Source organism: Kitasatospora sp. NPDC029312, assembly GCF_055569215.1.
Genome location: NZ_JBVHXY010000001.1, coordinates 44656 through 61416, shown reverse-complemented (window position 1 = coordinate 61416; position 16761 = coordinate 44656). Strand labels below are relative to the sequence as shown.

The 16761-nt window shown below is 74.3% G+C and carries 16 protein-coding genes; 8 read left to right on the top strand and 8 right to left on the bottom strand.

The window, feature by feature from the left end:
- Nucleotides 1-4: 4 nt before the first annotated feature.
- The 3 genes from ACZ4WV_RS00295 to ACZ4WV_RS00285 all read left to right on the top strand — a co-directional run bounded on the left by ACZ4WV_RS00295 (nucleotide 5) and on the right by ACZ4WV_RS00285 (nucleotide 2950).
- Nucleotides 5-997: a DUF1648 domain-containing protein gene (locus ACZ4WV_RS00295; protein ID WP_465741181.1), complete on the top strand. Its 993-nt coding sequence runs from the start codon at nucleotides 5-7 to the stop codon at nucleotides 995-997.
- A 200-nt stretch (nucleotides 998-1197) separates the two neighbouring features.
- A complete protein-coding gene (locus ACZ4WV_RS00290; protein WP_465741179.1) occupies nucleotides 1198-1968 on the top strand; it encodes a hypothetical protein in 771 nt (256 codons plus the stop codon).
- A 205-nt stretch (nucleotides 1969-2173) separates the two neighbouring features.
- Nucleotides 2174-2950 (top strand): SAM-dependent methyltransferase, encoded by a 777-nt coding sequence (locus tag ACZ4WV_RS00285; protein WP_465741650.1) that lies wholly within the window; start codon nucleotides 2174-2176, stop codon nucleotides 2948-2950.
- Between the two features lie 48 nt (nucleotides 2951-2998).
- Here the strand turns inward: ACZ4WV_RS00285 and ACZ4WV_RS00280 are convergent, their stop codons facing one another.
- Entirely contained in the window at nucleotides 2999-3721 is a 723-nt protein-coding gene (locus tag ACZ4WV_RS00280; protein ID WP_465741177.1) for a response regulator, read from the bottom strand.
- Nucleotides 3718-4950 carry a sensor histidine kinase gene (locus tag ACZ4WV_RS00275; RefSeq protein ID WP_465741175.1) on the bottom strand — a complete coding sequence of 411 codons (1233 nt, stop codon included), beginning with the start codon at nucleotides 4948-4950 and terminating at the stop codon, nucleotides 3718-3720. The genes ACZ4WV_RS00280 and ACZ4WV_RS00275 overlap by 4 nt, the downstream gene beginning before the upstream one ends.
- 125 nt (nucleotides 4951-5075) lie before the next feature.
- Between ACZ4WV_RS00275 and ACZ4WV_RS00270 the strand changes: the two genes are divergently transcribed.
- Both ACZ4WV_RS00270 and ACZ4WV_RS00265 read left to right on the top strand, forming a co-directional pair.
- A complete protein-coding gene (locus ACZ4WV_RS00270; protein WP_465741173.1) occupies nucleotides 5076-5987 on the top strand; it encodes an ABC transporter ATP-binding protein in 912 nt (303 codons plus the stop codon).
- Complete coding sequence (locus tag ACZ4WV_RS00265) at nucleotides 5984-6811, top strand: ABC transporter permease (RefSeq protein WP_465741171.1); 828 nt, start codon at nucleotides 5984-5986, stop codon at nucleotides 6809-6811. Before ACZ4WV_RS00270 ends, ACZ4WV_RS00265 begins: the two co-directional genes overlap by 4 nt.
- 3 nt (nucleotides 6812-6814) lie before the next feature.
- On the opposite strand, the gene ACZ4WV_RS00260 is transcribed toward ACZ4WV_RS00265, so the two are convergent.
- Both ACZ4WV_RS00260 and ACZ4WV_RS00255 read right to left on the bottom strand, forming a co-directional pair.
- Nucleotides 6815-7456, bottom strand: coding sequence for a maleylpyruvate isomerase N-terminal domain-containing protein (locus ACZ4WV_RS00260; RefSeq protein WP_465741170.1), 642 nt, complete (start codon nucleotides 7454-7456; stop codon nucleotides 6815-6817).
- Entirely contained in the window at nucleotides 7453-8991 is a 1539-nt protein-coding gene (locus tag ACZ4WV_RS00255) for an MFS transporter (protein WP_465741168.1), read from the bottom strand. The genes ACZ4WV_RS00260 and ACZ4WV_RS00255 overlap by 4 nt, the downstream gene beginning before the upstream one ends.
- A gap of 177 nt (nucleotides 8992-9168) precedes the next feature.
- On the opposite strand from ACZ4WV_RS00255, the gene ACZ4WV_RS00250 reads away from it, so the two are divergent.
- A complete protein-coding gene (locus ACZ4WV_RS00250) occupies nucleotides 9169-11235 on the top strand; it encodes an MDR family MFS transporter (protein ID WP_465741166.1) in 2067 nt (688 codons plus the stop codon).
- A 14-nt stretch (nucleotides 11236-11249) separates the two neighbouring features.
- Here ACZ4WV_RS00250 and ACZ4WV_RS00245 read toward each other — a convergent pair whose 3' ends face one another.
- Entirely contained in the window at nucleotides 11250-11501 is a 252-nt protein-coding gene (locus ACZ4WV_RS00245) for a hypothetical protein (protein ID WP_465741164.1), read from the bottom strand.
- Between the two features lie 71 nt (nucleotides 11502-11572).
- Entirely contained in the window at nucleotides 11573-12610 is a 1038-nt protein-coding gene (locus ACZ4WV_RS00240; RefSeq protein ID WP_465741648.1) for an aldo/keto reductase, read from the bottom strand.
- A gap of 161 nt (nucleotides 12611-12771) precedes the next feature.
- On the opposite strand from ACZ4WV_RS00240, the gene ACZ4WV_RS00235 reads away from it, so the two are divergent.
- Nucleotides 12772-13392: a TetR/AcrR family transcriptional regulator gene (locus ACZ4WV_RS00235; protein WP_465741162.1), complete on the top strand. Its 621-nt coding sequence runs from the start codon at nucleotides 12772-12774 to the stop codon at nucleotides 13390-13392.
- 88 nt (nucleotides 13393-13480) lie between these two features.
- Nucleotides 13481-14200, top strand: coding sequence for a C39 family peptidase (locus ACZ4WV_RS00230; RefSeq protein ID WP_465741160.1), 720 nt, complete (start codon nucleotides 13481-13483; stop codon nucleotides 14198-14200).
- Nucleotides 14201-14310: 110 nt separating this feature from the next.
- Here the strand turns inward: ACZ4WV_RS00230 and ACZ4WV_RS00225 are convergent, their stop codons facing one another.
- Together ACZ4WV_RS00225 and ACZ4WV_RS00220 are read right to left on the bottom strand one after the other, a co-directional pair.
- Nucleotides 14311-15399: a TerD family protein gene (locus ACZ4WV_RS00225; RefSeq protein WP_465741158.1), complete on the bottom strand. Its 1089-nt coding sequence runs from the start codon at nucleotides 15397-15399 to the stop codon at nucleotides 14311-14313.
- A 127-nt stretch (nucleotides 15400-15526) separates the two neighbouring features.
- Nucleotides 15527-16711, bottom strand: coding sequence for a cytochrome P450 family protein (locus tag ACZ4WV_RS00220; RefSeq protein WP_465741156.1), 1185 nt, complete (start codon nucleotides 16709-16711; stop codon nucleotides 15527-15529).
- Nucleotides 16712-16761: the final 50 nt, after the last annotated feature.

Genomic DNA, 16761 nt, shown 5'->3' with positions numbered 1-16761 from the left:
GCCCGTGGGGACGGGACCGGCGATGATGACCCGGCGGGGGGCGGTCTGGGCGGGGACGGCCTGGACGCTCGGCGTGCTGGCACTGCTCGTCACGATGCCGCTGGTAGCCCGTGACCGGCTGCCGGACCCGCTGGCCACGCACTGGAACGGGAGCCGGCCGGACGGTTCGATGTCGGTGACGGCGGCGGCCCTGTTCCCGGCCGGCGTGTGGCTGGCCCTGGTGTTCGCCGCCGTGGTCACCCGTCACTTCCGGGGCGGCCCCGGCTCCGGCCTGCCCGCCGCGCTGCTCGCGGGCGGCGGGGTGCTGCTGATGGGGGCGCAGGCGTCGATCGTCCACTCCAACCTGGACCGCGCCCGGTGGCAGGACGCCGGCTCGGCGAACCTCTGGGTGGCCGTCGTCGTGACGCTGACCGCCCTGGTGGCGGTGCTCGCCCGCCTGGCGACCAGGCGGCCCCGGAGCGCCGGCACCAGCGCCGGCAGCGCCGCGCGGGAGCCGGTGCTGGACCTCCCGGACGTCGAGCGGGTGGTCTGGCTCTCCTGGGCCGCCAACCCGGTGCTCCAGCTGACCGCCGCCGTCGTCGGCCTCGGCGCCGTCGGCACGGCGGTGGCGTCCGGCACCGGGCTGACCGGCCCGCACTGGATGCTGCTCCTGCCGCTGGTCACGCTCGCCCTCGGGATCGGCGCGGTCTCCTCCGTGCAGGCCCGGGTGACGGCGAAGGGGCTGGTCGTCGGTTTCGGCCCGTTCGGCTGGCCCCGGCGGAGCTGGTCCCCCGCCGAGATCGAGTCGGCGCGCGCCGAGCGGCGCACCGCCGCCCAGGCGGGCGGCTTCGGCTACCGGGTGAACGGCCTGGGCACCACCGTGATGCTGCGCGGCGGCGGCTGCCTGGTCGTCCGCACCCGCGCCGGCGCCGAGTTCGCGGTCAGCATCGACGACGCCGAGCGCGGGGCCGCCCTGCTCAACGCCCTCGCCGACCGGGCCGACGCGCGGAGGGCCTGACGCCCCGCCGGGGGGGGTCGACGTCAATTCCGCGCTGCCGTAAACCACCTGATCCGGCGGTGGACCACGCCTTCTGGCGGGTACACCAGTTCACGGCCGCTTCCGTGCGGTGGCGCCCCACGACACCGCCCCACGCGAACCCCCAGCGGCCGGAAGATCCGCGGGCCACGGCTGCCCGTACGGTAGGCGAGGAGGCGTCCGTGAGCGACGACCTGCGCACTGAGAGAATTCCCGACTCCCCACAGCGGCACAGCGTCCAGGACGAACGGACGGTCACCTTCCTGCGCTTCGGCGTCGGGGCGATCGGCATCCTGCTGCCACCGGCCCTGCCGCTCGGCGACTGGCTGATGGACAAGGTCATGGGGCGCGCCACGGACGGCTTCTGGCCGGCCACGATGAGCGGCTCGTACTACACCGGCACGCGGAACCTCTTCGTCGGGGCACTGTGCGCGCTCGGGGTGTTCCTGATCTGCTACCGCTTCGACCGGCGGGACGACCGGTGGAGCACGGCGGCCGGGGTGTTCGCCCTCGGAGTCGCGCTGTGCCCGACGACGCCGGGGAACCCGACGGAGGTGCAGCGCGTGGTCGGGGCCTTCCACCTGGTCTTCGCTTCGCTGCTGTTCGTGATGCTGGCGCTGTTCTGCCTCTACTCCTTCCGCAATCCGCGCTCGGCGCAGCCGGCCGGGGTCGGCGCGGCCTATCTGGCGGCGGGGGTGCTGATGCTGGTGGCACTGGGGGCGGCGGCGCTCTGCGGGCTGGTCGGGTTCGGCGACGACTGGGCGGTGCAGCCGATGTACCTGAGCGAGTGGGTGGCGACCTGGGCCTTCGGTGCGGCCTGGACCGGCGCGGCGGTGGAGCTGGCGGCCGGGCGGAGCGGGAGCGGTACGGGGGCGGCGTTCCCGCACCAGGCGGAGGCGGTCCGGTCCGAGGGCCTCCCGCTCGGCAGTCCCGAGGTCCAGCCTGAGGGTTAGTCATCTCGTCGCACCGGCAGGCCGTTACCATGCGGACCAAGGACCGCCCTCACGGCGGCCGGTGACGGGCGCCCGGCGGCAACGGGCGCCCAGCAGCAACGGGAGGGCGAGGATGGCGAACGAGGTCCGGGCGCAGCAGGAGCCGCCGCGGGAGTCGCAGGCGTCGCGGGAGCCGGGGGCGCACTACCCCTCGGTGGACCTGCGGATGGACGTGCCGCACTCCGCGCGGGTCTACGACTACCTGATCGGCGGCAAGACCAACTTCGAGGCGGACCGAGCCGCCGCGCACGCCTCGGTGCGGGCCTGGCCGTCGCTGCCGGTGTCGATGCGCACCACCCGCGCGTTCATGCAGCGCTCGGTGCGCCACCTCACCCGGGAGTACGGGGTACGGCAGTTCCTGGACATCGGCACCGGTATCCCCACCTCGCCGAACGTGCACGAGATCGCCCAGGCGATCGCCCCCGAGGCCCGGGTCGCCTACGTGGACAACGACCCGATCGTGCTGACCCACGCGCGGGCCCTGATGGACAGCACCCACGGGGGCCGCACCTGCTACGTGGACGCCGACTTCCGCGACCCGGAGACGATCATCAACGACCCCCGGCTGCGCGAGGTCCTCGACCTCTCGCGGCCGGTCGCGCTGTCGCTGATCGCGATCGTGCACTTCGTGCTGGACGAGGACGACCCGCAGGGCATCGTGCACCGCTTCATGGACGCGCTGGCGCCCGGCAGCTTCCTCGCCCTGACGGTGTTCACCGGCGACACCGACCCGGTCGGGGTGGGCGGCGTCGGCCGGGAGTACAACGCGCGCGGCATCCCGCTGCAGATCCGCGACAAGGCGCAGACCGAGGCCTTCTTCGACGGCTACGAGCTGCTGGACCCGGGCGTCACGCTCGTCCACCACTGGCGGCCGGACGCCGACGCGCCGGTGGTCCGCGACCAGGACATCGCGATGTACGCGGGCGTGGCCGTCAAGCGGTGACGGCGGAACCGGGCCCGGTCAGCCGGGAACGGCCGGGGCTGGGGACGGTCAGCCGGGAACGGCGACCAGACCCGCCTCGTACGCCAGGATGACCAGTTGCACCCGGTCGCGGGCGTCCAACTTGGCCAGCAGCCGGGTCATGTACGTCTTCACGGTGGCGATGCTGAGCACCAGCTCGGCGGCGATCTCGGCGTTGGACAGGCCGCGGCCGACCAGGGTGAGGATCTCCCGCTCCCGCGCGGTGATCGCCGCCAGGCGCCCGGCGGCCGGGCCGGATGCCGGGCGGCCAGGCGCCGACGTCGGCCGCTGCTGCTGGTGCTGCTGCCCGGTGAACGCCCCGATCAGCCGCCGGGTGACGCTCGGCGCGATCAGGGCGTCTCCGGCGGCTACCACCCGGACCGCGGCGAGGATGTCGTCCAGCGCCATGTCCTTGACCAGGAAGCCGGACGCCCCGGCGCGCAGCGCCGCGTACACGTGCTCGTCCTCGTCGAAGGTGGTGAGCACGACCACCCGGGTCGGTCCGCCGGCGGCGGTGACCAGCCGGGTGGCCTCGATGCCGTCCGGGACCGGGGGCACCTCCCGGCCGCCCGGCTGGGGGCGCATCCGGATGTCCATCACCACGACGTCCGGGCGCAGTTCGGCGGCCAGCCGGACGGCCTCGGCGCCGTCGCCGGCCTCGCCGACCACCTCGACGTCCGTGGTCTCGGTGATGACCATCTCCAGGGCGGCCCGCACCAGCGGCTGGTCGTCGGCCAGCACGACGCGGATCACCGCGCCACCTCCTCGGGAACGGGCAGCCGGGCCGCGACCCGGAAGCCGCCGTCCGGGCGCGGCCCGGCCTCGAACTCGCCGTGCAGCAGGGCGACCCGCTCGCGCAGCCCGGCCAGGCCGAAGCCGCCGCCGGGCGCGGCACCGCGCCCCTGGGCCTGGCCCCGGCCCTCGCCCCGGCCCCGGCCTTCACTCCGGCCCCGGTCGGTGATCTCGACGGCCAACTCGCCCTTCCTGCTGTGGTCCACCGTCACCAGGCAGTCGCGGACTCCCGCGTGCCGGACGACGTTGGTGACCGCCTCCTGGATGATCCGGAACGCCGACAGGTCGATCTCCGGTGGCAGCGGCCGCTGTTCGCCCGCCCGCCGAACCGTGACCCGCACGCCCGCCGCGGTGGTCGCCCCGGCCAGCCGGTCGAGGTCGGCCAGGCCCTGCGGGGCGGTGGCCGACGCCTCGCCGTCGGCCTCGCGCAGCGCGACCAGCATCCGGCGCAGCGCGGCGAGGGTCTCCCGCCCGGCGGCCTCGATCGCACCCAGGGCCTGCTTGGCCCGTTCGGGCCGGCTGTCGATCACCCGGCGGGCGGCACCGGCCTGAAGGGCGACGATGCCGATGCTGTGCGCGACGGTGTCGTGCATCTCCCGGGCGATCCGCAGCCGTTCGGCGGTCACCGCCTCGGCGGCCGTCCGGCTGCTCAGGGCCTCGGCGTGCTCCCGGTTCTGCCGGAGTGAGCGCCCGGCCAGCCAGGCGACCAGGGCGAGCAGCGCGGCGCCGTCGGCCGAGCCGATGTGGGTGCCGGTGAAGATGCCCACGGTGCTGCCGCGCACCAGCCCCAGGTGGAGCACCAGGAAGACGGCCACCAGGGCGAAGGCGGCGCGGGAGCTGCGGCGCGGCCGGGTGGCGGTGATCAGGAAGAGCGCGACGTCCACGGCGAGCAGCGCCGCCGGGGGCACCTGGGTGCCGGCGGCCCAGCCGTCGGTCTCGGTCCAGGTGGCAATCAGCAGCAGGGTGACGGAGAGCACCGGCAGCCGGCGCACCAGCGCGGCGCCGAGGAAGGCCACCGCCGTGTCGGCGAGGGTGAACGCCAGACCGCCGTGCTCGGCGGCGCCCCGGTGCAGTCGCGCGGTGCCGCCGAGCAGCACGGCGGGGTAGGCGGCGGCCGCGCACCAGGCGAGGGCGACCCAGGCCTCGGGCGGGATCCGTCGCAACAGCGGGGGCGGAGGCGTCGCGGACATGGTTCAAGATCGTAACCAGGGGGCCGGGCGCCGTCATCCGACCGTGGTTGTACGGCCGGGGGTGACCGGCGGTGTCGACGCCGGTCCGATGCGGCTGCCGGGGCATCCCCGGCACCGTGGTGCCCATGATCGAAGTCCTCGAACTGACGAAGCGCTACGGCCGCCGGACCGCCGTCGACCGCCTGACCTTCACCGTCCGCCCCGGCCGGGTCACCGGCTTCCTCGGCCCCAACGGCGCGGGCAAGTCCACCACCCTGAGGCTGGTCCTCGGCCTGAACGAACCGAGCAGCGGCGCCGCCACCGTCAACGGCCGGGTGTTCCGCGGCCTGCCGCGCGGCCTGCGCGAGGTCGGCGCGCTGCTGGACGCGGGCGACGTGCACGGCGGGCGCACCGGCGCGGCCCACCTGCGGGCGCTGGCCCGCAGCAACGGCATCCCGGCCGCGCGGGTCGGCGAGGTCCTCGCCGAGGTCGGCCTCGCCGAGGCCGCCGGGCGGCGGATCGGCGGCTACTCGCTGGGCATGAAGCAGCGTCTGGGCATCGCCGGGGCGCTGCTCGGCGACCCGCCGGTGCTGCTCTTCGACGAGCCGCTGAACGGGCTGGACCCGGAGGGCGTGCTCTGGGTGCGCGGACTGTTCCGGCGGCTCGCGGGCGAGGGGCGGACGGTGTTCGTCTCCAGCCACATGATGGCCGAGATGGAGCACACCGCCGACCACCTGGTGGTGATCGGCCGCGGCCGGCTGATCGCCGACCAGAGCCCGGCCGAGTTCGCCGCCCGCGCGGGCGGGGCCGCGGTCGCCGTGCGCGCCGCCGAACCCGAGCGGCTGGCCGCCGTGCTGCGCGCCGCCGGCGCCACCGTAGGGGCCGGCCCGGACGCCACCCTGGACGTCACCGGCCTGGACGCCGCCCGGATCGGCGAACTCGCCCTGGACCACCGCCTGTTGCTGTACGCGCTGACCGACCGGGGTGCCTCCCTGGAGGACGCCTTCATGCAACTGACCGCCGACAGCGTCGAATACCTCGCCGGAGATCCCCGTTGAGCACCGTGACCCCCCGCCCCCTCCCCCGCCACCGGTTCGGCGATCTGCTGGCCGCCGAGTGGCTCAAGTTCTGGTCGCTGCGCTCGATCCCGTGGGTGGTCGGCCTGGGCACGCTCCTGATCGTCGCCGCCAACCTCAAGTCCGCGCAGTACACCCACGACCACTACACGCCCGGCGAGGGCGATCCGGCGGTGATGGCCCAGGTCGCGCTGAACGACTCCTTCGACGCCGTCTCCGCCGACGTCCTGATGCTGCTCGCGGGCGGCCTCGGCGCGACCGTCATCGCGGGCGAGTACGCGACCGGGTTGATCCGCAGCACGCTGGCCGCCGTCCCCGACCGCCGGGCGGTGCTGCTCGCCAAGGCGGCCGTCCTGACGGCGGTGATGCTCGGCTTCGGGGTGGTCAGCGCGGGCCTCTCCTTCGGCCTCACCCAGGCGGTGCTGGCCGACCGCGGCATCGGGCAGTCCGTCACCGATCCGACCGCCCTGCGGTACCTGGCCGCCGCCGCGCTGTTCGCCCCGGTGTGCGCGCTGGTCGGCTTCTGCCTCGGCACGGTGATCCGGCACAGTGCGGGTGCCGCGGTGGCCACCGTGGTGGTGCTGTTCTTCCTGCCGTCCCTCCTCACCGAGGGCCACCGCTGGACGGCGGACCTGCTGCACGCCCTGCCCCTCCCGGCCTGGCAGCGCCTCGCCCGCACCACTCTGTCCGGACTGCGGCCGACCGACTTCCCGGCCACCGTCGCGGGCTCCTGGACGACCTACGCCGCCTGGTCGCTCGGCACGCTGGCGCTCGCGGCGGCGGTGATCCGGCGCCGCGACCACTGACGGTCAGAACGCCGCGATGCTGCCCGGCGCCCGCTCGGCCCGGCTGAGCGCCCGCACCACGTCCACCGGGCCGTGCCGGCGGACCGCCAGCCGGGTCAGCAGGGCGATCACGGACTCCGCCGTGTCCGGCGGCAGTTCGGGCGTCGGGACGCCGACGCTGACCGCCAAGTCGTCGCCGTGCACGGCCAGTTCCATCGTGCGGGTGGCCAGCAGGTCGTCGAGCGTCAACGACCAGGGGCCCCAGAACGGCAACCGGACCGGCCGGTCGGCGCTCGCGGACTCGAGGACGGCGGTCATTCCGTCCAGTGCCTCCGCGACGCGGCGGCTCAGCGCCTCCGCACCCGGGGCGGCGACCAGCTCACCGCCCCGCCGGATCCGCACATTGATCTCGGCGTCCACCCCGGTGCCGATCCACGCCGACCGCCGGTAGTGCTCCAGCAGCCCGACCGTCCCCTCCGCCGGTGCCCCGGCCTCCAGGACCTCCGGCACGCACAGCACCTGGTAGGCCAGGTGCCCGGCCAGGCCGCCGACGCTCCACTCGGGCAGGGCACTCGGCCGGGCCCAGGCCTCGGCCACCTCCGCCCGGCGCAGCAGCGACTCGGCCGCACGGGCCGCGGCCAGGAAGTCCGCTCGGGCATCCGTCACGACCCCCACCTACCGCCGCCGCGCCCGCCGGAAACCCGGGGCCCGGCGCCGCCGGACGGCACCTGGGCCGCCCGCCGGTTCGCCACCTCGTCCGCCGTCGCCACCAGCAGGGCCAGCAGGACCAGGCCCGCGGCCACCGCGACACCCAGCTGGAAGGCCAGCGCCCAGTCCGGGCGGCGGCCGCCGACGTGGGCGAAGAACACCGAGCCGACCACCGCGATCCCGACCGCCGAGCCGACCCGCTGCGCCGTCTGCAGCACGCCGCCGGCGCTGCCCGCCCGGGCGACCGGAACCTGCTGCAGGGTGAGCGTCTGGTTCGGGGTGATCACCAGACCGCTGCCCGCCCCCGCGACCAGCAGCGGGCCGAGCGTCGCCCAGCCCACCGACGGCCCCGACCACAGCTGCACCGCCAGGGCCGAGGCCAGCAGCCCGACCAGCACCAGCACCAGCCCCAGCACGACCAGCCGCCGCCCGAGCCGGCTCACCAGGCGCCCGCCCACCGCCGCCGACACGCCCGAGCCGACCGCGAAGGGGGTGATCGCCAGGCCCGCCGTCAGCGCCGAGTAGTGCAGGCCCGCCTGCAGGTAGAGCGTGAAGATGAAGAAGATCGCGGTGAACCCGGCGAAGTACACCAGCGACAGCGTCACACCAGCCGCGTACGGGCGCACCGCGAACAGCGCCATGCTCACCAGGGGCTCGCACCGGCGCGCGTAGTGCCGCTCCCAGCCGACGAAGGCCGCCAGCAGCACCGCCGCCAGCGGCAGCAGCAGCCAGCGGGCCGGGCTGTGCCACTGCTGCTGCTGGACGAAGGGCAGCAGCAGCGCGACCGTCCCGGCGCCGAGCAGCACCACCCCGACCGGGTCGAAGTCTCGGTGCCCGGCCCGTTCGGCGGCCGGGCGGGGCGGCGGGAGCAGCCGGTAGGCGAGCGGCAGCGCGACCGCACCGATCGGCAGGTTGACCAGGAACACCCAGCGCCAGCCGTTCTCTGGCCCGAACAGGTGGATCAGCAGCCCGCCGAGCAGCGGCCCGACGGCGGTGGACAGCCCGATGGTCGCGCCGAGCGCACCGAAGGCCCGGCCGCGCTCGGCGCCCTGGAACAGCGTCTGGATGAAGCCGGACACCTGTGGTACTAGCACGCCGCCCGCCGCGCCCTGGAACAGCCGGGCCAGCACCAGCCACTCCTGGTTCTGCGCCGCCCCGGCGAGGGCGCTGGCCACTGTGAACAGGGCGAGCCCGGTGAGGAAGACGGCCCGCCGGCTGCGGGCGTCGCCGAGCCGCCCGGCCGGGACGAGCACCAGGCCGAAGGCGAGCGCGTAACCGCTGAGCACCCACTGCAGCCCGCTGTCGGACATGTGCAGACCGGCCCGGACGGTCGGCAGGGCGACGTTCACGATGCTGACGTCCAGCAGGGTCATGAACCCGGCGACCAGGCAGACGGTGAGCGCCCGCCAGCGCCGTTCCTCGGCCCGTCCGCCCACGGCGGAGGCGCCGCGCGGCTCGGGCTTCCCCGCGTCGCGGGGGGACTGGGTGGTCATGGGAGCCCCTTCCCGGTGTCCGGGGGTCGGCGTTCCGGCCTGACGGACACGCCCTCGGCTCCGGCCCATCGTCACCCGCCCGGTACGGCGCCGCCACTGGGCCAAGGTGAGGAGCGCCCCTCACCCGAACGGCCGAACCGGATCGCGACCGGCCCGCACCCGCCCGAGGCTGGCGGCATGACTGTCGCCACCGAGACCCAGCCCTCCGCCCCACCGGTGCTCGACGTACGGCAGCGGAACGTCGTCTTCGCCACCATCGTGCTCGGCATGCTGCTGGCCGCCCTGGACCAGACCATCGTCGGCACCGCGCTGCCGACCATCGTCGCGGACCTCGGCGGGGCCGCGCACATGTCCTGGGTGGTGACGTCCTATCTGCTGGCCGAGACGGTCGCCACCGTGCTGGCCGGCAAGTTCGGCGACCTGTACGGGCGCAAGCTGCTGTTCCAGCTCTCGGCGATCGTCTTCATCACCGGCTCGTTCCTGTGCGGCCTGGCCACCGACATGACCCTGCTGATCGCCTGGCGGGCGCTCCAGGGCATCGGCGCGGGCGGTCTGATGGTGACGGCCATGGCGCTGATCGCCGACGTCATCCCGCTGCGCGAGCGCGGCAAGTACCAGGGCGCGATCGGCGCCGTGTTCGGCCTGGCGACGGTGATCGGGCCGCTGCTCGGCGGCCTGTTCACCGACCACCTGTCCTGGCGCTGGGCGTTCTACGTCAACGTGCCGATCGCCGTCGTGGTGGTGGTGGCCGCAGCCCGGACCATCCCGTCGGTGCGGGCGGCCGTGCGGCCGGTGATCGACTACCTGGGCATCGCGCTGGTCACGGTCGGCGCCAGCGCCCTGATCCTGGCGACCAGTTGGGGCGGCAACCAGTACGCCTGGGGCTCCGCGGTGATCATCGGGCTGTTCGCCGGCGGCATCGTGGCACTCGGACTGTTCTGCTGGGCGGAGACCCGGGCCGCCCAACCGATGCTGCCGATGCGGCTGTTCCGCAACCCGGTGTTCGCGGTCTGCTCGGTGCTCAGCTTCATCGTCGGCTTCGCGATGCTGGGCGCGCTCACCTTCCTGCCGACCTTCCTGCAGTACGTGGACGGCGACTCGGCGACGGTCTCCGGCGTGCGGATGCTGCCGATGGTCATCGGCCTGCTGATCGCCTCCATCACCAGTGGCAACGTGGTCAGCAAGACCGGCCGGTACCGGCTGTTCCCGATCGCCGGCACCCTGGTGATGGCCGTCGGCCTCTACCTGCTCTCCCGGCTGGAGCCCGGCACCGGCACCGCACTGGCCTCGCTCTACATGTTCGTGCTCGGCGTCGGCATCGGGCTGAGCATGCAGGTGCTGACCATCGCCGTGCAGAACACCGTCGACTACGCGGATCTCGGCACCGCCACCTCCGGGGTGACCTTCTTCCGCACCATCGGCAGCTCCTTCGGCACCGCCGTGTTCGGCACCATCTACGCCAACAGCCTCAAGACCGACCTGGCCGACGGCATCGCCTCCGCCGCCCGGCTCACCGGCGCCGACCCGGCCGCCCTCGCCCGCGCCGCCGAGAGCCCACAGGGCCTGCACGCGCTGCCCGCCGCACAGGCCGCGCCGATCGTCCAGGGGTACTCCGACGCCCTGCACACCGTGTACCTGTGGACGATCCCGGTGGCCGTGGTCGGCTTCGTGGTCGCCCTCTTCCTCAAGCAGGTGCAACTGCGCGACACCACCCGGGCCGGCTCCACCGACATGGGCGAGGGCTTCGCCCAACCGACCACCAGCGACTCCGACCCGCACCTGGAGTACGCCGTCTGCAAGATCGTGCGCGGCGTCGACCTCGACACCGTACGGACGATCGTCGGCGACGCCGACACCCGGGTCGACCTGGCCGGCGCCTGGGCGCTGATGGAGGTGGCCGGCCACACCAAGGCCGTCGGGCACGCCTCGCTCGACCTCATCGCCGCCCGCAAGCGGGTGCCGCCCGAGGTGCTGGAGCCGGTCTTCGACCGGATGGCCGCCGAGGGCTACCTCACCCGCGACGCCGACCGGCTCAGCCCCACCGAGGCCGGCGCCCGCGAAGTCCAGGCCCTCGCCCGCGCCTGGTCCGGCTGGCTCAACGCCCGCCTCGACGCCGACGCCGGCCGCCCCCGCAGCCCCCAACTGCGCACCGCGGCCGACGCCATCGCCTGGCGCCTCCTGGTCGAGGACCTCACCAACGGCCTCCCGGCCCACGCCCGCCCCAAGGAACCCGCCCGCTCCTGACGACTCCCCCGCGGCTACAGCCGAGAGGTCGAGCAGGTCCAGGTTGCCGGAGCGGATACCAGGTCGAGCTGTTCGAGACGGGGAGCGAGCTGGCGGCGGACGACCTCGGCGGCGGACTCGTGAGCCCACGACGGCGACATGGGGGTGATGACGCCCTCGATGATCTCGGTGCGGTCGCCCGCGATGTGCCGGATCGCGTACTTCAGGGCCCGCTCGGGGTCACTGACGGTGCTGTAATCGCCAGGGGCCTGGGGTGCCGTACTCACAACGCGTCTCCTTCCCTCACGCGATTCTCTCCCATGCCGGGCGGCCGGCAGGCGTGGTCGGGCCCGGCGGTTCAGCCGGCGAGGGGCGGGTTGAGGCGGGCGAAGGCCTCCTGCCGGCGGTAGGGGAAGTAGGGGTACGGGGCGGTGCGGGCGCTGGCGGTGTCCAGGCGGGCCACCTGGTCCTGCGTCAGGGACCAGCCGATCGCGCCGAGGTTCTGCCGGAGCTGTTCCTCGTTGCGGGCGCCGATGATGACCGAGGAGACGGTCGGGCGGCGCAGCAGCCAGTTGATCGCCACCTGGGGGACGGTGCGGCCGGTCTCGGCGGCGACCTCGTCCAGCGCGTCGACCACCCGGTAGAGCAGCTCGTCCTCGACTGGCGGGCCGTAGTCGGCGGTGTCGTGCAGGCGGCTGCCGGCCGGGATCGGGTGGCCGCGCCGGATCCGGCCGGTGAGGCGGCCCCAGCCGAGCGGGCTCCAGACCAGGGCGCCGACGCCCTCCTCGTGGGCGAGCGGCATCAGTTCCCACTCGTAGTCGCGGCCGACGAGGGAGTAGTAGACCTGGTGGGCGGCGTAGCGGGGGCGGCCGTGGCGGTCGGCGAGCGCGAGGGACTTCATCAGCTGCCAGCCGGAGAAGTTGGAGACGCCGGTGTAGCGGATCTTGCCCGCGCGGACCAGGTCCTCCAGGGTGGCCAGGACCTCCTCGATCGGGGTGCCGGCGTCGTAGGCGTGCAGGTGGAAGAGGTCCAGGTAGTCGGTGCCGAGGCGGCGCAGCGAGTCGTCCACGGCGCGGATGAGCCGGGCGCGGGAGGTGCCGGCGTCCTGGGGGCCGTCGCCGACGGGCAGCCCGGCCTTGGTGGAGATCAGCACCTGGTCGCGGCGGCCGCGCACGGCCTGGCCGAGCACCTCCTCGGAGGCGCCGTCGGAGTAGACGTCGGCGGTGTCGAAGAGGGTGACCCCGGCGTCGAGGGCGATGTCGAGCAGGCGACGGGCCTCCTGGACGTCGGTGGTGCCCCAGGCGCCGAACAGCGGGCCCCGGCCGCCGAAGGTGCCGGTGCCGAGGCTGAGCGCGGGGACCTTGAGTCCGGACGCGCCGAGCCGGCGGTACTCCATGTCGGCGGTGGTCCGGGTGCCGGTGGTGGTCCGGGCGCCGGCGGTGGTCGTGGTGGCCATGACGGTGCTCCCCTCGAAAAGCCCCTAATGGGACTCCCATTCCGTTAGGATGCCTCGAACCTAGCAGATCTCCGCCAGCTAATGGAACAGGATTCCCGTTAATGGTCGCCGAGCCCGTCGAGACCTCCACACCCGGCACAATCCGCCCGGGCGGCCGAACCGCCCGGGTCCGCGCCGCCGTCCTGCGGGCCGCCGAAGACGCCCTCGTCGAGCACGGCTTCGGCGGACTCGACCTCGGCGACATCGCCCAGCGGGCCGGGGTCGGCCGCACCACCGTCTACCGCCGCTGGGGCAGCACCACCGCCCTGGTCGCCGACCTGCTCACCGACATGGCCGAGCAGTCCCTGCCGCGCACCCGCAGCGGCACGCTCGCCGAGGACCTGCGCGCCAACGCCCGGCTCGTCCAGCGCACCCTGGCCGACCCCCGGCAGGGCGCACTGTTCCGGGCGGTGATCGTGGCGGCCGACGGCGATCCGGGGACGGCCGAAGCCCTGCGGCTGTTCTACCGGCGCCGGGTCGAGGAGTGGGCGCCGTGCGTCACCGAGGCGGTCGAGCGCGGCGAACTCCCGCCGGGAACCGACCCTTCGGAGGTGATCCGGGCCGTCTCGGCGCCGCTCTACTACCGGATGCTCACGACCGCCGAGCCGCTGGACGAGCCCGCCGCCGACCGTGCCGCGGCCGCCGCCGAGGCGGCCGCCCGGGCCGGGGCGTACCGGCGGTAGGGGCGTACCGGCGGTAGGGCATACGCCTCGTCACCTGATCGCGGTCCACCGGCTGCGGAGCGCGACCAACGTTCGTAGCTTCATGGCCATGACGATTTCTTCACCACGTGCAAGCCTGCCCTGGCTCGTCGCGCTGACCAGCACGGTCCTGGCGGTCGGCGCCGGTCCCGCCGCGGCAGTCACCACAGCCGCGACGATCGCCGCAGCCCCCGCAGCCGCGCCGACCGCCGCGAGCGTCCCCTACTACCGCCAGCAGCTCAATGACGACTGCGAGGCCGCCGCGCTGCGCATGATCCTCGCTGCGCGCGGGGTGACCGCGGACGACCGAGAGGTGCTGGACCGGATCGGCGTCGACCGGGTGCACTACGAGTTCGGCCACTCGGGCCCGCTGTCCGGTGACCCCTTCGAGGCCTTCGTCGGCGATCCGGACGGCTCGGAGGAGGACGGCACCGGGTTCGGTGTCTACGACCCGCCGGTGGCGAAGGCCGCCCGCGCCTTCGGGCTCACCGTGCTCCAGGACGGCCAGGACGTCTCCACGGCGACGCTCAAGGACCAGCTGGCGGCCGGCCACCCGGCGATCGTCTGGGTGGACTACCTGTGGCGGCACCTGGACGCGACCACCTACACGGCCTACGACGGGAGGAGCGTCCCGTACGCCGGGCCCGCCGAGCACACCGTCGTCGTCACCGGCTTCAACAACGGCAGGGTGTCGCTCAACGACCCCGCCCGCGGCCGCACCACGGTCTCCGAGAAGGACTTCGAGAACGGCTACGCCACCTACGGCCACATGGCGGTCGTGATCGACTGACCGCCGAATCGGCCAGGCGACAGGCGGACAGGCGACAGGCGGACGGGCAGCCGCTACGGGCCGCCGGAGCATCCCCGACGGCCCGTACCGGTGCGTTCGCGTCTGACGGTCTAGAAGAAGTCGTCGTCCTCGTAGTAGTTGTTGACGACCACCTCGGGCGCGTCGTCGCTCAGCGCCTCGTTGAGCAGCACCCCGCCGACCAGGCCCGCCGCGCCCGCGCCGATCAGCGCGCCGGTGCCGAAGCGCCGGCCCTGGTCCTGCTGGCCGGGCACCTGGGGGTGGCCCTGCTGGACCGGCTGCGGGAAGCCGCCCTGCTGCGGATAGGCGGCCTGCTGCGGATAGGCGGCCTGCTGCGGATAGCCCGCCTGCTGCGGAGTGTAGAACGGCGGGACGGTGGTCTGGATCCGCTGGGCACAGGCGGCGCACGCCTCGACCTGGCGCGGCACGCCCCACTGCGGCTGCCAGAGCACGGCGGTCGAGCCGTAGCCGTGCGAGGGGTCGAAGAAACACGTCACGGGTGAACTCCCTGTTGCTGGCTGGGGCTTCGGAACGGCGGGCGACACCGCGGGGGCCGACGGCACGGCCGGGAGGGGAACCGGCGCGGGCGTCGGGGCGGGCGTCGGGGCGGCGGCGGGCGCGGGCTGCAGGACGTCGACGCCGAAGTCCGTCGCGATGCCCGCGAGGCCTGCGGCGTACCCCTGCCCGACGGCGCGGAACTTCCAGTCCGCGCCGTGCCGGTAGAGCTCGCCGAACACCATCGCGGTCTCGCTGCCCGCCTCCGGCTGCACGTCGTAGCGGGCCACCTCGGCGCCGCCGTCCGCGTCGGTGAGCCGGATGTAGGCGCCACGGACCTGACCGAAGGTCTGCCGCCGCTGCGCCGCGTCGTAGATCGCCACCGCGAAGACGATCTTCTCCACGTCGGCGGCGACCTCCGCGAGCCGGACCTCGATCCGCTCCCGGTCGTCACCACCGCCGCTGCCGCCCTGGTGCCGGACGGACCCGTCCGGGCTCCGCAGGTTGTTGAAGAAGACGAAGTGCTGGTCCGTGAGGACCTTCCCGGAGGCGCCGCAGAGCAGCGCGCTGGCGTCCAGGTCGTATCCGCCGCCGGCCGCCCAGCCGAGGCCCACCCGTACCACGCGCAGGCCGGGGGCCTGCTTGCCCAGGGAGACGTTGCCGCCCTTCGTCAGGGCCACACTCATGGGGTTTCCTCCACCACCGTCCGAATCACGCTGTTCGACCACGACAACGCTGTAGAGGTCACGCCGGTTCCCACCCGCCGCGTCAAGACCGCGTCAGCGGCTCGCGGCTGCCCGGCAGGTGTCCCCGTCAGTACCGGACGGGGAGTTCCAGCAGGCCCCGGGCCCGCAGGGCGGGCCGGTGGCGCAGCTGTCCGACCGGCACGTCCAGGGCGAGGTCGGGGAAGCGGCGCAGCAGCGCGGTCAGCGCGAGGGAGGTCTCCAGGCGGGCCAGCGGAGCGCCCAGGCAGTAGTGGATGCCGTGGCCGAGGGCGAGGTGGCCGTTCTCGCGACGCCGGACGTCGAGCCGGTCCGGCTCGGTGAACTGCTCGGGGTCGCGGTTGGCGGAGGCGAGCGAGAGCAGCACCGTCTCCCCGGCGGGGACCGTGACGTCGCCGATCGTGACGTCGTGGCGCGGGAAGCGGCGGATGGCCAGCGGGGCGGGGCCGTCGTAGCGGGCGAACTCCTCGACGGCGCCCGCGATCAGCTCCGGTTCGGCGCGCAGCGCGGCGAGTTGCTCGGGGTGGGTGAGCAGGGCCAGGACGGCGTTGGCGATCAGGTGGACGGTGTTCTCGTAGCCGGCGAAGAGGATCAGGAAGGCGAGTGAGGTCAGCTCGTCCTCGCTCAGGCGGTCCTGTTCGTCCCGGACGGTGATCAGGTCGGAGAGCAGGTCGTCGGCCGGTTCGGCGCGCTTGCGCTCGATCAGGCCGGTGAAGAAGCCGAGCATCGACGCGACGGCGGCGCGGGCCTGCTCGGGGCGGGCCGGGTCCGGGGTGATCAGGGTGTCCGTCCAGGTGCGGAAGTCGAGCCGGTCGCCTTCCGGGACGCCGAGCAGGTCGCAGATGACGGTGATCGGCAGCGGCGCGGCGTAGGTCGCCAGCAGGTCGGTACGGCCCAACGGCTCGATGGTGTCGAGGAGTTGCTCGGCGGTCCGCTCGATCGGCGCGCGCAGGGCGCTGATCCGGCGCGGGGTGAAGGCCTGGGAGACGAGGCGGCGGATCCGGGTGTGGTCCGGGGGATCCATGTTGAGCAGGTTGGCGTCGAGCGCGGGCGGCAGCGCGAAGCCCTTGTAGTTCCCGGGGGCGGCGTGCGCCTTGTCGAGGGCGAGCGCGGGGTCGGCGAGCGCCTGGCGGACGTCCGCGTAGCGGGTCACCAACCAGAAGGGCAGCCCGTCCGGGCCGACGATCCGTCGGACGGGGGCCTCGGCGCGCAGTTCGGCGTAGCTGCCGTAGGGGTCGGTGAGCAGGGACTTCACGGTCGGGTCGATGGGTGTCACCCGCCCAGCCTACGGTCGCGGCGGCGGGTGCTCTGGCGGGGTGTCAGCCC

Coding starts and splice junctions, on each gene's coding strand:
- ACZ4WV_RS00250 (WP_465741166.1), top strand. CDS start 9,169: ATGACTGTCGCCACCGAGACCCAGCCCTCCGCCCCACCGGTGCTCGAC.
- ACZ4WV_RS00240 (WP_465741648.1), bottom strand. CDS start 12,610: ATGGAGTACCGCCGGCTCGGCGCGTCCGGACTCAAGGTCCCCGCGCTC.
- ACZ4WV_RS00270 (WP_465741173.1), top strand. CDS start 5,076: ATGATCGAAGTCCTCGAACTGACGAAGCGCTACGGCCGCCGGACCGCC.
- ACZ4WV_RS00275 (WP_465741175.1), bottom strand. CDS start 4,950: ATGTCCGCGACGCCTCCGCCCCCGCTGTTGCGACGGATCCCGCCCGAG.
- ACZ4WV_RS00230 (WP_465741160.1), top strand. CDS start 13,481: ATGACGATTTCTTCACCACGTGCAAGCCTGCCCTGGCTCGTCGCGCTG.
- ACZ4WV_RS00225 (WP_465741158.1), bottom strand. CDS start 15,399: ATGAGTGTGGCCCTGACGAAGGGCGGCAACGTCTCCCTGGGCAAGCAG.
- ACZ4WV_RS00235 (WP_465741162.1), top strand. CDS start 12,772: ATGGTCGCCGAGCCCGTCGAGACCTCCACACCCGGCACAATCCGCCCG.
- ACZ4WV_RS00255 (WP_465741168.1), bottom strand. CDS start 8,991: ATGACCACCCAGTCCCCCCGCGACGCGGGGAAGCCCGAGCCGCGCGGC.
- ACZ4WV_RS00285 (WP_465741650.1), top strand. CDS start 2,174: ATGGACGTGCCGCACTCCGCGCGGGTCTACGACTACCTGATCGGCGGC.